At 65.6% G+C, this 12,636-nt stretch carries 14 protein-coding genes; 6 read left to right on the top strand and 8 right to left on the bottom strand.

Annotated features, from left to right (window positions below; translation table 11 throughout):
• The first annotated feature begins 52 nt into the window (after positions 1 to 52).
• From H9529_RS09810 to H9529_RS09820, 3 genes are all read left to right on the top strand, one after another.
• Positions 53 to 523 carry a RidA family protein gene (locus tag H9529_RS09810; RefSeq protein WP_092890071.1) on the top strand — a complete coding sequence of 157 codons (471 nt, stop codon included), beginning with the start codon at positions 53 to 55 and terminating at the stop codon, positions 521 to 523.
• A complete protein-coding gene (locus tag H9529_RS09815; protein WP_092890074.1) occupies positions 520 to 1,308 on the top strand; it encodes a glycerophosphodiester phosphodiesterase family protein in 789 nt (262 codons plus the stop codon). Before H9529_RS09810 ends, H9529_RS09815 begins: the two co-directional genes overlap by 4 nt.
• A 188-nt stretch (positions 1,309 to 1,496) precedes the next feature.
• Positions 1,497 to 2,711, top strand: a complete 1,215-nt coding sequence (locus H9529_RS09820) for a GNAT family N-acetyltransferase (protein ID WP_092890077.1) — start codon at positions 1,497 to 1,499, stop codon at positions 2,709 to 2,711.
• Positions 2,712 to 3,041: 330 nt separating this feature from the next.
• Here H9529_RS09820 and H9529_RS09825 read toward each other — a convergent pair whose 3' ends face one another.
• From H9529_RS09825 to H9529_RS09845, 5 genes are read right to left on the bottom strand one after another with little or no spacing between them, the layout of a single operon-like run.
• A complete protein-coding gene (locus tag H9529_RS09825; RefSeq protein WP_092890080.1) occupies positions 3,042 to 3,794 on the bottom strand; it encodes an SDR family NAD(P)-dependent oxidoreductase in 753 nt (250 codons plus the stop codon).
• Positions 3,791 to 4,348, bottom strand: a complete 558-nt coding sequence (locus tag H9529_RS09830; protein WP_092890082.1) for a DUF3833 domain-containing protein — start codon at positions 4,346 to 4,348, stop codon at positions 3,791 to 3,793. Before H9529_RS09830 ends, H9529_RS09825 begins: the two co-directional genes overlap by 4 nt.
• Positions 4,349 to 4,352: 4 nt before the next feature.
• Positions 4,353 to 5,609, bottom strand: coding sequence for an MFS transporter (locus H9529_RS09835; RefSeq protein WP_092890085.1), 1,257 nt, complete (start codon positions 5,607 to 5,609; stop codon positions 4,353 to 4,355).
• Positions 5,606 to 6,367, bottom strand: a complete 762-nt coding sequence (locus H9529_RS09840) for a DUF1365 domain-containing protein (RefSeq protein ID WP_092890088.1) — start codon at positions 6,365 to 6,367, stop codon at positions 5,606 to 5,608. The genes H9529_RS09835 and H9529_RS09840 overlap by 4 nt, the downstream gene beginning before the upstream one ends.
• A complete protein-coding gene (locus H9529_RS09845) occupies positions 6,364 to 7,659 on the bottom strand; it encodes an NAD(P)/FAD-dependent oxidoreductase (protein WP_092890091.1) in 1,296 nt (431 codons plus the stop codon). The genes H9529_RS09840 and H9529_RS09845 overlap by 4 nt, the downstream gene beginning before the upstream one ends.
• 210 nt (positions 7,660 to 7,869) lie before the next feature.
• On the opposite strand from H9529_RS09845, the gene H9529_RS09850 reads away from it, so the two are divergent.
• Together H9529_RS09850 and H9529_RS09855 are read left to right on the top strand one after the other, a co-directional pair.
• Positions 7,870 to 8,424, top strand: a complete 555-nt coding sequence (locus H9529_RS09850) for a sigma-70 family RNA polymerase sigma factor (protein WP_305367293.1) — start codon at positions 7,870 to 7,872, stop codon at positions 8,422 to 8,424.
• Positions 8,425 to 8,435: 11 nt separating this feature from the next.
• Positions 8,436 to 9,095, top strand: a complete 660-nt coding sequence (locus H9529_RS09855; protein ID WP_092890097.1) for a ChrR family anti-sigma-E factor — start codon at positions 8,436 to 8,438, stop codon at positions 9,093 to 9,095.
• Between the two features lie 69 nt (positions 9,096 to 9,164).
• Here H9529_RS09855 and H9529_RS09860 read toward each other — a convergent pair whose 3' ends face one another.
• From H9529_RS09860 to H9529_RS09870, 3 genes are read right to left on the bottom strand one after another with little or no spacing between them, the layout of a single operon-like run.
• A complete protein-coding gene (locus tag H9529_RS09860; RefSeq protein WP_092890562.1) occupies positions 9,165 to 9,935 on the bottom strand; it encodes a lysophospholipid acyltransferase family protein in 771 nt (256 codons plus the stop codon).
• Entirely contained in the window at positions 9,935 to 10,819 is an 885-nt protein-coding gene (locus H9529_RS09865) for a cell division protein FtsX (protein WP_223814125.1), read from the bottom strand. Before H9529_RS09865 ends, H9529_RS09860 begins: the two co-directional genes overlap by 1 nt.
• On the bottom strand, positions 10,816 to 11,487 hold the full coding sequence (locus tag H9529_RS09870; RefSeq protein ID WP_092890565.1) for a cell division ATP-binding protein FtsE: 672 nt from the start codon (positions 11,485 to 11,487) through the stop codon (positions 10,816 to 10,818). Before H9529_RS09870 ends, H9529_RS09865 begins: the two co-directional genes overlap by 4 nt.
• Positions 11,488 to 11,710: 223 nt before the next feature.
• Between H9529_RS09870 and H9529_RS09875 the strand changes: the two genes are divergently transcribed.
• Positions 11,711 to 12,556, top strand: coding sequence for a zinc-ribbon domain-containing protein (locus tag H9529_RS09875; protein WP_092890104.1), 846 nt, complete (start codon positions 11,711 to 11,713; stop codon positions 12,554 to 12,556).
• The last annotated feature ends 80 nt before the right edge of the window (positions 12,557 to 12,636 follow it).

Below are 12,636 nucleotides of genomic sequence, written 5' to 3' on the forward strand. Positions count from 1 at the left end.
ATTCGCCCGCGTATCGCGTATGCTTCGCCCAAATCACCCCAAGGAGAAACCGATGACCAACCCGATGCTTGACCGCCTTAAGGAACTGGGCCTGGCCCTGCCCGACGCCCCCGCGCCCGCGCCCGCCGCGAATTATGTGCCATTCGTGCAAAGCGGCGATCTGGTTTTCGTGTCAGGCCAGATCTCGCAGGGGCCGGACGGGCTGATCAAGGGACGGCTGGGCGACGGTATGTCGGTGGCCGAGGGCGCCGCAGCGGCGCAGGCCTGCGGGTTGGCGCTGATCGCGCAGGTGCAGGCGGCCTGCGGCGGCGATCTGACCCGGGTGCGCCGGGTGGTGAAGCTGACGGGCTTCGTCAATTCCACCCCAGACTTCACCGAACAGCCGCAAGTCATCAACGGCACGTCGGACCTGATGGTTGCGGTGTTCGGCGATGCCGGGCGGCATGCGCGCGCCGCCGTCAGTGCCGCCGCCCTGCCCCGCGGCGTCGCGGTCGAGGTGGAGGCGATATTTCAGATCGCATGAGCCTGACCACCAGCATTCTGCCAACCGCCTTCCTGGCCCGCCCGCTGGCCCATCGTGCCCTGCATGACGCAGGCGCGGGCCGGGTGGAAAACGCCCCCGCCGCCATCCGCGCGGCGGTGGCGGCGGGCTATGGGATCGAGGTGGACGTGCAACGCGCGGCCGACGGGCAAGCGGTGGTGTTCCATGACGACACGCTGGACCGGCTGACCGACGCGGCGGGGCCGGTGCGTGCGCGCGCGGCAGCGGAACTGGGACAAACCTTGCTGCGTGGCGGTCGCGGCGACACGATCCCCACGCTGGCGCAGGTCTGCGACTGGGTCGGCGGCGCGATGCCGCTGCTGATAGAGATCAAGGATCAGGACGGCGCGCTTGGCCACGGCGTCGGCCCGCTGGAAGCGGCCGTTGCCGATGTGCTGAAGCGCTACAGCGGCCCGGCTGCCGTAATGTCCTTCAACCCGCACAGCATGGCGCAAATGGCCCGATTCGCGCCGGGCCTGCCGCGCGGACTGGTCACCTGTGACTTTGCCGCGCCAGACTGGCCCGGGGTGCCCGCCGACCGCCTGTCGCACCTGCGCGCCATCGCTGATTTTGACGCAGTGGGGGCGGCCTTCATCTCGCACCAGGCGACGGATTTGGGCGCGGCGCCGGTCGCGGCCCTGCGCGCGCGCAAGGTGCCGGTGCTGTGCTGGACGATCCGTAGCGTCGGGGCCGAGGCTGCGGCGCGCAAGATCGCAGACAACATCACCTTTGAAGGGTATCTGCCGACATTGGACGGGGCGGCATAACGCCAGCATCCCTTCTGCGCGCGCGCGCGCCGCCACAGGTTCTTTGCACCGGGTGCGGCCCTGCCCCTTGATCCGCGCGGCGGATGCGCCACGTTTCTTGCAAAGCGGCCCGCCCGCCGCGATGATCTACCCGACCCAGCGTCACACCGCCCCGCGATGGCGAACCCAACCAACGGACCCGCGCGCCCATGTCCCAAGATCCCGGCCCCCATACCTCTGTCAGCGAGACATCCATCAGCCTGACGGCGCATACCGCGCTGCATCAGATCGACCCCGCCGACTGGGACGCCTGCGCCTGCCCCGAAGCAGCAACGGGCGCGGGCCCCGCGCACGACCCTTTCACCACCTACAGGTTCTTGCGGGCGCTGGAAGATTCGCGCTCGGTCGGGGCGGGGACGGGCTGGCAGCCGCAGTATCTGGTGGCGCGCGACGGCGAGCGGGTGATTGCCGTGGCACCGATGTACGCCAAGGGGCACAGCCAGGGCGAATATATCTTTGACCACATGTTCGCCGATGCCTATCAGCGCGCGGGCGGGCGCTATTACCCCAAGCTGCAATGCGCGGTGCCCTTCACGCCTGCCACGGGGCGGCGGTTCCTGACCCTGCCGGGGTGCGAAGACCTGGGCACCGAGGCGCTGTTGCAAGGCATGGCGCAGATCGCGGAGGACAACAAACTATCCTCGGCCCATGTCACGTTCTGCACCGAAGCCGAGGCCGCGCGTGGGGTAGCGGCGGGCTATCTGCACCGTGTCACCCAGCAATTCCATTGGGAAAACCCCGGGATCGACAGCTTTGACGGCTTTCTCGGCACATTGTCTTCGCGCAAGCGCAAGGCGATCCGCAAGGAACGCGCCACAGCAAATGCCTTTGGCGGCACGATTCACGCGCTGACCGGCGATGCGATCCAGCCCGAACACTGGGATGCGTTCTGGCAGTTCTATCAAGACACCGGTGCGCGCAAATGGGGCACGCCCTACCTGACACGGGCGTTCTTCAAGCTGGCGCAGGAACGGCTGCGCGATGATATCTTGCTGGTGCTGGCGGAACGCGACGGGGAATGGGTGGCCGGCGCGCTGAACTTCATTGGCCGCGACACGCTGTTTGGCCGCTACTGGGGGTGCGTGGAAGATCACCCCTGTCTGCATTTTGAGCTGTGCTATTACCGCGCGATTGATTTCGCGCTGGAGCATGGCCTGTCCCGGGTCGAGGCCGGGGCGCAGGGCGCACATAAACTGGCGCGCGGCTATCTGCCCCGTCCGGTGCATTCGCTGCACTGGTTCCCCAACCCCAATTTCCACGCCGCCGTCGCGCAATACCTGGAGGAGGAGCGCGCCGCGATTGATGAGGAGATCGAGGTGCTGACCAGCTATGGACCGTTCCGAAAGACGATGCAGGAGGATTGAAGGGGGCGGCTGAGGGCAAGCCTCAGCGCCCTTCGGGGGCGCAAGATTTTCCCAGCCAGAATCCTTGGCGATCAGGGCCCCGGGCTTTATGGACAACGCACAGCTTGCACGCTGTATTTTGACACAGCATAGGCCACCTCCTGCTGCCGACAGTAAAAAGACCCACTTGTCGTGCGTGCGGCTTCGACCCCGGGGGCTGTTGTGGGAAGCTATCGCGTCGGCCCTTTCCACCAGACCTTTCAGACAACGCGGCCCAGGTGTCACCCGGCCAAGGCCCCAGGACCAAACCTGCCGCCAACCGCTGCTGGCGCCGGCGCGCAGCCCCTGCCCCTACTTGCCGCCGCCGAATATCCGATAATACAGCCAGTCAGGAAAGAACTGCGACAGGCGGAAAAGCCACGAGAACACCATGGGGAAGCTGCGCTTGAAATACGGCGTGCCCATATGCTCGAACATCTCACGCGCCGCATCGTCGGGCTGCATGAGGAAGGGCATGCTGAATTGATTCTTCTCGGTCAGCCGGGTCTTGATGAAACCGGGATTGGCGACCTGCACCTGAATGTCACTGCCGCGCAGGTCACATTGCATCGATTCCGCCAGATGCATCACCCCTGCCTTGCTCGAGCCATAGCCGATGGACCCGGGCAGCCCACGAAAGCCCGACAGGCTGCCGGTCAGCACGATATGCCCGCGCCCGCGCTGCATAAACCCCGGCATCACCGCGCCCACCACGCGGGCCGCGCCCGTGAAGTTGATGTCGCACATCGCTTCGGCCTTTTCGGCGTCCCATTCCCTGGCAGAGAACGGCCAGTAGACCCCCGCCAGATAGACCACACCGTCCAGTTCGCCCGCCGCCGCAACCGCCGCGGCTGCCGCCGCTTTCACCGACGCCAGATCGCTCGCATCCACCGGCACGACATGGGCGGTACCCGGCAAGCTGTCGGCCAGGTCTTGCAGCCGGTCGGCGTTGCGCGCGCTCAGTACCAGCTCGACGCCGGCGCGGCTCATCCTTTCGGCCAGGGCGCGGCCCAGCCCCTCGCTGGCGCCTACCAGCCAATAGCGTTTGCCTGCCCATTCTCTCATGCATCGACCTTTCGCATCGTGGCAACCAATTCCGCCACCTTGATCCCGTACTTACGGAACTGACTGCGGTTCACTACGGTTCCATTCTCGACCATATACATCCAGTCGGTCACGTCCAGCGCATGCCCCCCGGCGCTTTCGGGCAGGCGGATGGTATAGTCCAGCCGCAGCGCCGATCCCGTCTGCTGCCCGGTGCCGGGCGCGACCAGATCATCGGCCTCTGCCCGGATAGCGCCGTCATTGCCCAGCGTCAGGCGCCATTCGCGCGACTGCTGCGAGCCGCTGTCATAGCGAAAATCCTCGCTCAGGACGCCTTTGTTGCCGTCCCAGCGCCCGTGCATGTCGGCGACAAAGCGGCTGGAAACCTTGCCGGTCGGCCCATAAATCACGCCTTCGCACAAGATCGGGCCGGACAGCGCCGTGCGGATGTCGATGGGCGGGCCGTCGGTATAATCGGCAGCGGCCTGCGACCGGAAGCCGACATAGCGTTGCGCCACAATCAGCGCCAGCCCGGTCAGAACGCCACCAAGGATCAGGGTCAGCAAAGTATCCATACGCTCAACTTTCTTTCGCAACCGGCCCGGGCCCGTTCAGGGGCGTGCGCGCCAACAGCCCCATGGCCAGAAGTTTCAGCACACAAGGCACCACTGCATATAAATACGTCAGAGCCTGCAAAGCGGATTGAGAATTGTTGGACCCCGGCGCGAATCCCGCCCAGTCCAGCGCAGGCAAGATTGTCAGCGCCGCCATGGCCAGCGTTGCCTTGGTGACAAAAGCCCAAAGGCCAAACCCCTGGCTGGCATCGGATGAAATCGCCGCAACCCGGCGCGAAAAGAGCGCGGACAAAAGCGTCAGATCCGCGCCCAGCCCAGCGCCCGTCAGCACGCAGATCAGCGCGAAGGGCGCGATGTCGCCCGCCCCAAAGGTCAGCACAGCGGCGAAGGACACCACCGCCAGCGCCATGCCCGTCAACAGCATCGGCTTTGCGCCGTAGCGATCGGCCAGCCGTGCCCAAAGGGGGGCAGACCCGGCGGCGGACAGGAAGAACAACAGCAGCAAAGGCCCCTCCCACCCCGGGGCCTGCAAGCGGCTTTCGACATAGAACAGGAACAGGGTCGAGGTGATGGCCACGGGCGTCGCATTCAGCAACGCGATCAGCAGCAACCGGCGTGCCACCACGTCCCGCAACACGACGCCAAAGCCGCCGCCGGGCAGGCTGATCTCTGCGCCCACGCGCCATTCTGCCGCCATGAGCCACAGGGCAACCGCCGTCAGCGCCACGAAGCCCAGCGCAAACCCGGCAAAGGGCGCGTCAGTGACGGCGATCAGCACGGTCGGCGCGGCGGCTGCAAGGCACACGCCGATCAGCCCGCCGGTTTCGCGCCATGCCGCCAGCCGAACATGCCCGCCCTGGCCCATGCCTTCGGCTTTTTGCGCGCCGGTGGCGTAGAAACAGATGGTCAGGAAGGAAAACGCCGAAAACAGCGCGGTCAGCGTCAGGGCGAACCAGATCAGCGGCGCGATGGGCGGCGGCACGGCAAAGAGGCCCAGCATGGCCAGCGCCATCACGCCCGCCGCGCCCGCCACCGCCGCGCCGCGCATGCGCCGCGACCGGGCAGCCAACCAGCCCAGCGCGGGGTCTTGCACGAAATCCAGCAGCCGCAGCACAAACAGCACCGATCCCAGCGCCGTCAGCGTAACGCCATACTCATCAACGTAGAATTTCGGCGCGTGGATATAGATCGGCAGCCCGGCCATGGCCAGAAGCCCCGCAAAGACCGCATAGGCGGGAAGGCGTTCCGGACGACCCGTCATTTACTGACCGGATCGGCTGGCGGTTCGGGCCTTGGATGGTATTTCGCGCCACGCCACCACAGCTTCAGCGCCTGCCAGTGGATCAACCCCAGCACCCGGCGCGACCCGAAGGGCCGCCGCAGCAGCGCAAAGAGCAGCCCGCCATTGGTCAGCGCCACGCGCTTTCCGGTCAGCGTTGCGATCAGCCCGCCTGCGTCCTGGCCATATTCGATCCAGATGCCCACACGGTCGGCGGTGATGTCAAAACGGAACGTGTAATCCCCCGCCACCGGCTGGAAGGGCGAGACGTGGAACACCTTTGCCGCGCCCAGCCGGTCCTGCGGGCCGATGGGGCGCAGATCGTCATGGTGGCACAGGTAGGAATGCCGGTCACCGAAGGTGTTGTTCACCTCTGCAATCACCGCGCGCAGCGCGCCGCCGGTGTCATGGCACAGCCAGAAACTGACCGGGTTGAACACATGACCCAATACGCGCGGCTGCGCCAGCAACAACAACTGCCCGTCGGTTGCGTGGGTCAGCCCATGGGCAGCCAGTACCTCGCGCACCCAGGGCGCGCCGCGCCCCGCACCCCTGTCGCCGCCGTGGTCGCTGTCATGCAAAGACACGATGTTGGCGCGGTTACGCGACAGCAGCGCGGGGGTGGACAGCGCGGCCTCGGGGTCGAACAGCAGGTAATCCACGCCATAGGTAAAGCGGTTGCCGATGCCGCCGCGCCGCCCGTGAAAAGTCTGGCCTGCGATATGGTCCAGTACGCTCATGCCGCCGTCACGCGGGGCCGCGCGCGACGCATCGCCTCGGCGACATCGACAGCGCTGGCAAAGCCATCCTCGTGGAAACCGTTGCGCATCCACGCGCCGCAGAACCATGTGTTGGCTGTCCCATTGACCGCGCGGATCGATTTTTGCGCGGCCAGCGCGGCCGTGTCATAGACCGGGTGGTGAAAGGTCGTGGCATCATAGATGCAATCTTCGCGCACGGGCCGGTTGCTGTTGAGCGTCACGAAATGCAGGTCATCCATCGGGATGGGTTGCAAAGAGTTCATCCAGTAGCTGAGGCTGATCCGCTCGCGGTCGGCGGCGCTGGCCTCGCGGTAGACCCAACTTGCCCAGCATTTGCGCCGCACCGGCATGAAGGAAGTGTCGCAATGCAGCACGGCCTCATTCGTCTGGTAGCGCACGGCGCCAAGCGCTGCACGTTCGGTCGCGGAAGGGTCGGCCAGCAGCGACAGGGTCACATCGGAATGGGTGGCAAAGATCACGTCGTCAAAGAACTCCCACGTGCCGCCTGCGGCCTTCACCTCGACCCCACGATCCACGCGGCGCACCGCGTTCACAGGGGCCGAGGTCCGCAGATCGACGCCCGCGTTGCGCAGATGCACCTCCAGCCGGCGCACATATTCTACCGACCCACCCTGTACCGTATACCATTGATGCTGGCCTTCATGCGACATCAATGCGTGGTTTTCAAAGAAACTGACCATGGCAGCGGCGGGGAAATCCAGCACCTTCTGCGTGGGCATCGACCAGATCGCGCCAGAAAACGGCAGCAGGTAGCGGTCGCGGAACCATGCCCCCGTGCCCAGCACGTCCAGCAGGTCGCGCACGGTCATCGCGGGATCCGTCGCGGCCTTCGGTGCGGCCTTGTTGAAATGCACGATGTCGCGCACCATGCGCAGGAACTTCGGGTTCACCGCGTTGCGCCGCACGGCAAACAGCGTATCGAGGTTTTCCAGCTGATATTCGCAGCGTCCGTCATCGAAAGAGGCGCCAAAGCTCATCTTGCTTTGGGTGACAGGCACATTCAGCCGGTCAAACAGCGCCGTCAAATGCGGATAATTGGCGTAATTGAACACGATGAACCCGGTGTCCACCGGCTGATCGCCGCGTTTGCCCGCCATGACGGTACGCGCATGCCCGCCAAGGCGCTTTGCTGCCTCGAACACCACCACGTCATTTGTATCCGCCAGCAGATAGGCCGCGCCCATGCCGGATATGCCCGCCCCGATAACGGCAATGCGCCGGGGTGGGGTCTCAACCAATTCGAATGGCATGTATCGCGCTCTCCTGTCGCCTCGTTTACTTTTCTTTTACGCCCGTGCCCGGCAGGCGGATTAACAAGTATTTTTAATCCGACACAGGACATGCGGCGTATTGTGGTTATGTTCGATATCACACAATCTTTTGAGAAAACGGATGCAGCGCCCCTCACGGCGTTCTATCATGGTGCCCAGCGCATTCATCCGGTTTCGTTCAAAGGGCATATGCAGGTGACAGAGGCAGAGGCCACCAGACCCGACTGGACCGCCCAGATCGAAAAGATCCGCGCGACGCAGGACGCGACGGCATTTCAGGAGTTGTTCGTTCATTTCGCCCCCCGCATCAAGGCGTTCTTGATGAAATCCGGCACGACCGAGTCGATGGCCGAGGAATGCGCGCAAGATGTGATGGCCACCGTCTGGAACAAGGCACAGCAATTCGACCCGGCCCGCGCCGGGGTGGCGACGTGGATTTTCACCATCGCGCGGAACCGCCGCATCGACATGATACGCAAGCAACGGCGCGCCGAACCCGAAGACCTGCCCTGGGGCCCCGAGCCCGAGCCCGATCAGGTCGATGTGATCGCCGTGCAGCAAGACACCCTGCGTTTGCAACAGGCGCTGGCCATCTTGCCGGAAAACCAGCGTGTGTTGATCGAACGCGCCTATTTCAATGATCTTTCCCACAGCGAGATTGCCGAAACCACGGGTCTGCCCCTGGGCACGATCAAATCCCGAATACGACTGGCGCTGGAACGGCTGCGCCACGCGATGAACTGAGAAAGCACCAGATGATCGAGCACCATCTCTCAGACTCCCTGTTGATTGGCTACGCCGCAGGCACATTGCCCGAGGCGTTCAACCTGGTCGTGGCGACCCATGTGTCGCTCTGCGACGATTGCCGCGCGCGCCTTGGCGCATTCGAGGCGCTGGGCGGCGCTATGCTGGAAGAAGCCACTGACACCGCAGCGGCCCCCGCCGCGATGTCCCAGGGCGCTTTCGAGGCGACGATGCGGCGCATCACCAACATGCCGCCAGAACCTGCGCGCGCCCCGCGCCCGCGCAGCACCGGCTTGTTCCCTGCGCCGCTGGTCGATTACGTCGGCGGCGATCTGGACGCGGTGAAATGGCGCAGCGTTGGCGGCGGTGTGCGCCAGTCGATCCTGCCCACCTCAAAAGAGGCGTCGGTCCGGCTGCTGTACATCCCGGCGGGCGCTGCCGTGCCGGACCATGGCCACCGGGGGCTGGAACTGACGCTGGTGCTTCAAGGCGCGTTCCGCGACGATTTCGACCGTTTCGGCCCCGGCGATGTGGAAATCGCGACCGAGGAAACCAACCACACCCCCATCGCCGAGCCAGGCCCCGATTGCATCTGTCTGGCCGCGACCGACGCGCCGCTGCGCTTCAAGGGCCTGTTGCCAAAGCTGGCGCAGCCGTTCTTCCGCATCTAGCGCGGGCCGCCTGAGATACGCTTGCCCAAAGGGTGCAGGCAGTGTCATGCGCCAACACGACGGCCAACCTTACATGCGGTCAGATCGGCCTTCGGGGGGTGGGGGCATCGCGGGTACATCAAACCCGGCCTCTGCCATCAGGCGGTTGGAATTGCCTTCGATATCCGCCTCCAGCCGCTCCATGAAGGGGCGCAGCGCAAGGCCCGGTGGGATGGGGGCCAGAAACTCGATCACAGCGCGGCCCGGCTTGCGATAAAGGCTCCGCTTGGGCCAGAAGACGCCGACATTTACCGCAACCGGCACGCAGGGCATGCCCAGCCGGTCATACAAGATCCCGGTGCCGACCTTGTAGGGCAAATACGCGCCCGGCGCGACGCGGGTTCCCTGCGAAAAGATGATAAGTTGCCCCCCGGGGTGCTGGCCGTCCTGCGCCGCCGTGACCATCGCCTGAATGGCCTGACCCCGCTTGCCGCGATCCACCGGAATGCAGCCGATGCGCTGGCTGTACCAACCCAGAACCGGCATCCGCAGCAATTCCTTTTTCATCACGAACCGCGCCTGCGGCAGGGCGTCATAGATCAGCAGAATATCCAGAAAAGACTGATGCTTGGCCGCGATCAGCGCCGCCCCTTGCGGGATCTCGCCCCTGACCTCGCTTTTGATCCCGACCATCCAGCCCGCAGTCCAGCGCACCCAGGCGCAATAGCGGTGGATCGTCGCCTGCGCCCAATCCACCCGGACAATTGCGAAGGGAATCGACACAAGGCCGATGACCGCAAGGGCAAGATACATCTGCGCGATGAACACCACCGAGCGCAGCCATTGAATCGCATATCGCATCACGTCAACTCCCGCAGGGCGCGGAATGCCGCCAGCCGCGTAGCGGCCCATGCCACGCCCGCCGCCACCGGCGGGATCAGCAGCGGCAGCGCCCATTCCAACCCGTCAAACCCCAGATCCGTCAGAAACTGGCCCGCGCCAGCAGTATCGGTATCGGGCAGAACCAGCAGGGCGGCAAGCCCCGCCGCCACACCGATCAGCGCGCCGACAAACGCGCGCCAGGTGAAACGGCGCACGAAGGCCCGCGCGATATAGCGGTCCTTCGCCCCCACCAGCCGCAAAACCATGATCACCTGTGCATTGGCCGCCAGCGTCGCCATTGCCGCCAGCGTCACCATGCCCGCCAGTCCCAGCGCGATCAGGCTGACCGAGATCACGCCCAGCAGCCGCAGCCGGTCCGCCGCGATCACCAGCGGGCGGCGCCAGCGCGCGTGATCGTCCAGCACCGCCCCCGGCGCCTCGGCCGTCAGGCGCAGACGCAGACCCATCGCATCGAAGGGGGTCCCGGGGGCTTCGGTGATCTCGATCAGACGCGGCAGTGTCAGGCTGTCCAGCGGCAAGTCGGGGCCGAACCAGGGTTCCAACAGGCGGCGCTGTTCATCATCCTCCATCACCCGCGCAGCGGCGACACCCGGCGTGGTGCGCAACACTTCCAGCACGGCCCCGGTCTGCGCGTCGATTTGCGGGGCGGGGGCGGACAGCCGGATGGTTGCGGTATTGGCCAGCGCATCTTGCCAGCGGTCAGCCAGCCCGCCCGCCGCCAGCGACAGCGCCAGCCCGAAGACCGCCAGAAACGCCATCAGCGCCGCCGTCACGCCAGTCAGCCGCGCCACCAGCCCGGCAGCCGGGACGATGCGCGCGCCAAGGGGGTCGCGCACACTCACAGGTCGGTCCCCGCGGTCTGCAATGTCCGCTTGGCGATGCGCAGCACGCGCACGGCAGTCTGGGATTTCGCCGTACGGATCAGGTTCAGATCATGGGTGGCGATCAGGACGGCGGTGCCCATGCGGTTCAGCTCGACCAGCAGTGACAACAGGCGCAGCGACATATCCCAGTCCAGGTTGCCCGTCGGCTCATCCGCCAACAGCACCTTGGGCGACATGATGACCGCGCGGGCCAGGGCGGCGCGCTGCCGCTCACCGCCCGACAGCGTCGGCGGCAGGGCATCGGCCTGCGCCGACAATCCGACCCAGCCCAGAAGGTCGGCAATGTCTTGCTGCGGAATGCTGCGCCCTGTCGCTGCCAGCGGCAGCGCGACATTCTCGGTCACGCTCAGATGGTCGAGGAACTGGCAATCCTGATGCACCACCCCGATGCTCTGCCGGGTCTGTGCCAGATCGTCGCGGCGCATGGCGGCCAGATCAGCGCCAAACAGGCTGATGCGCCCGCCCGTCGGAATCAGTTCGCCGTAGCAGAGCTTCAGAAGGGTGCTTTTGCCCGCGCCGGACGGGCCGGTCAGAAAGTGGAAAGCCCCCGGCGACAGGGTGAAAGACACGTCTTGCAACAGCGCCTGCCCGCTGTACCGATGCGCCACCGCGTCCAGAACGATCATGTCGGTTGCCCCAAATTCCCTTGCGCCCATCCGCAGGCATGTATCCGCCGCCCCCGGCACGAGACGCCCGTGACACAGGCATGCGCCCGAACCGATCCCATATTTTGCATCCACACCTGATAAGGCATTGCAGTTGTTCTTGGATATCTACCGCGCCCTTGCTACAACAAGCGGCGCGCAGAGCCAATGGCTGAGGGCTGTGCCACGATGAAAAGGGAATGCAATGCGGCTGATCTGCCCGAACTGCGACGCACATTATGAGGTCGGTGACGATGCCATCCCCGACACCGGACGCGACGTGCAGTGTTCAGCCTGTGGCCATGCGTGGTTTCAGACCCCGTCGCGCGTGCGCCCCGAGGCGTTGAGCATCCCCAAACCGACGGCATGGAAAACGCAAGACACCAGCGCGAGCTGGGATGAAGGGGACCCGCAGGCCACCGGGGCCGACGCCCCGCCCGCGCCCCCGGCACAGCAGGCACCGGCACCGCAGGCACCCGTGCCAACGGCGCCCGCGCAGCGTAAACCCGCCGATGACGAAACGCTGGAAATCTTGCGGCAGGAAGCGGCCTATGAGGCGCAGGTGCGCGCGCGCGAACGCGCCACGCTGGAATCGCAACCAGACCTTGGCCTGCGTGTTCGCAGCGCCCCCCCCGCCCTGCCGCCGGAAGACCTGCCAGCCGATGTGTCAGAGCCGCCGGAAGATCCGGTGCAGATGCGCAAACAGGCGGCGCGGCGCGCCTTGCCCGACATCGACGACATCAGCTCGACCCTGCAACCCGTTACCCAGCCGCGTCGGCATGGCGACAGGCAGGACCTGCTGCCACCCACCGACGAGGCAGAAAGCCGGGGCTTCACCACCGGGTTCATCATGGTCACCTCGGCGGTGATGGCCCTTGCGGCAGTCTATGTTGCCGCCCCAAACCTCGCCGATGCCATCCCCGGGCTGGCCGATGTGCTGGAGCGGTACACCGCCACGGTAGACCTGATGCGAATCTGGGTTCTGGACACGGTCAACGGGCTGATGCAGAGCGCAACCGAGGCGCTGAACAGCGACACAGGCAACAATTGAGCGCCAGATCGGTGATCGCTGTGGGGTGAAAGCTCGCCGGTGCCGCGCTGATGCGTCGGCCCCCCCTGTGTTGGCCGCGA

The organism is Roseicitreum antarcticum, from assembly GCF_014681765.1.
In the GTDB taxonomy this organism is placed as follows: domain Bacteria; phylum Pseudomonadota; class Alphaproteobacteria; order Rhodobacterales; family Rhodobacteraceae; genus Roseicitreum; species Roseicitreum antarcticum.

Excerpts from the sequence above, each read along its gene's own strand:
- H9529_RS09810 (WP_092890071.1), top strand. The coding sequence starts at position 53 with ATGACCAACCCGATGCTTGACCGCCTTAAGGAACTGGGCCTGGCCCTG.
- H9529_RS09815 (WP_092890074.1), top strand. The coding sequence starts at position 520 with ATGAGCCTGACCACCAGCATTCTGCCAACCGCCTTCCTGGCCCGCCCG.
- H9529_RS09820 (WP_092890077.1), top strand. The coding sequence starts at position 1,497 with ATGTCCCAAGATCCCGGCCCCCATACCTCTGTCAGCGAGACATCCATC.
- H9529_RS09825 (WP_092890080.1), bottom strand. The coding sequence starts at position 3,794 with ATGAGAGAATGGGCAGGCAAACGCTATTGGCTGGTAGGCGCCAGCGAG.
- H9529_RS09830 (WP_092890082.1), bottom strand. The coding sequence starts at position 4,348 with ATGGATACTTTGCTGACCCTGATCCTTGGTGGCGTTCTGACCGGGCTG.
- H9529_RS09835 (WP_092890085.1), bottom strand. The coding sequence starts at position 5,609 with ATGACGGGTCGTCCGGAACGCCTTCCCGCCTATGCGGTCTTTGCGGGG.
- H9529_RS09840 (WP_092890088.1), bottom strand. The coding sequence starts at position 6,367 with ATGAGCGTACTGGACCATATCGCAGGCCAGACTTTTCACGGGCGGCGC.
- H9529_RS09845 (WP_092890091.1), bottom strand. The coding sequence starts at position 7,659 with ATGCCATTCGAATTGGTTGAGACCCCACCCCGGCGCATTGCCGTTATC.
- H9529_RS09850 (WP_305367293.1), top strand. The coding sequence starts at position 7,870 with ATGCAGGTGACAGAGGCAGAGGCCACCAGACCCGACTGGACCGCCCAG.
- H9529_RS09855 (WP_092890097.1), top strand. The coding sequence starts at position 8,436 with ATGATCGAGCACCATCTCTCAGACTCCCTGTTGATTGGCTACGCCGCA.
- H9529_RS09860 (WP_092890562.1), bottom strand. The coding sequence starts at position 9,935 with ATGCGATATGCGATTCAATGGCTGCGCTCGGTGGTGTTCATCGCGCAG.
- H9529_RS09870 (WP_092890565.1), bottom strand. The coding sequence starts at position 11,487 with ATGATCGTTCTGGACGCGGTGGCGCATCGGTACAGCGGGCAGGCGCTG.
- H9529_RS09875 (WP_092890104.1), top strand. The coding sequence starts at position 11,711 with ATGCGGCTGATCTGCCCGAACTGCGACGCACATTATGAGGTCGGTGAC.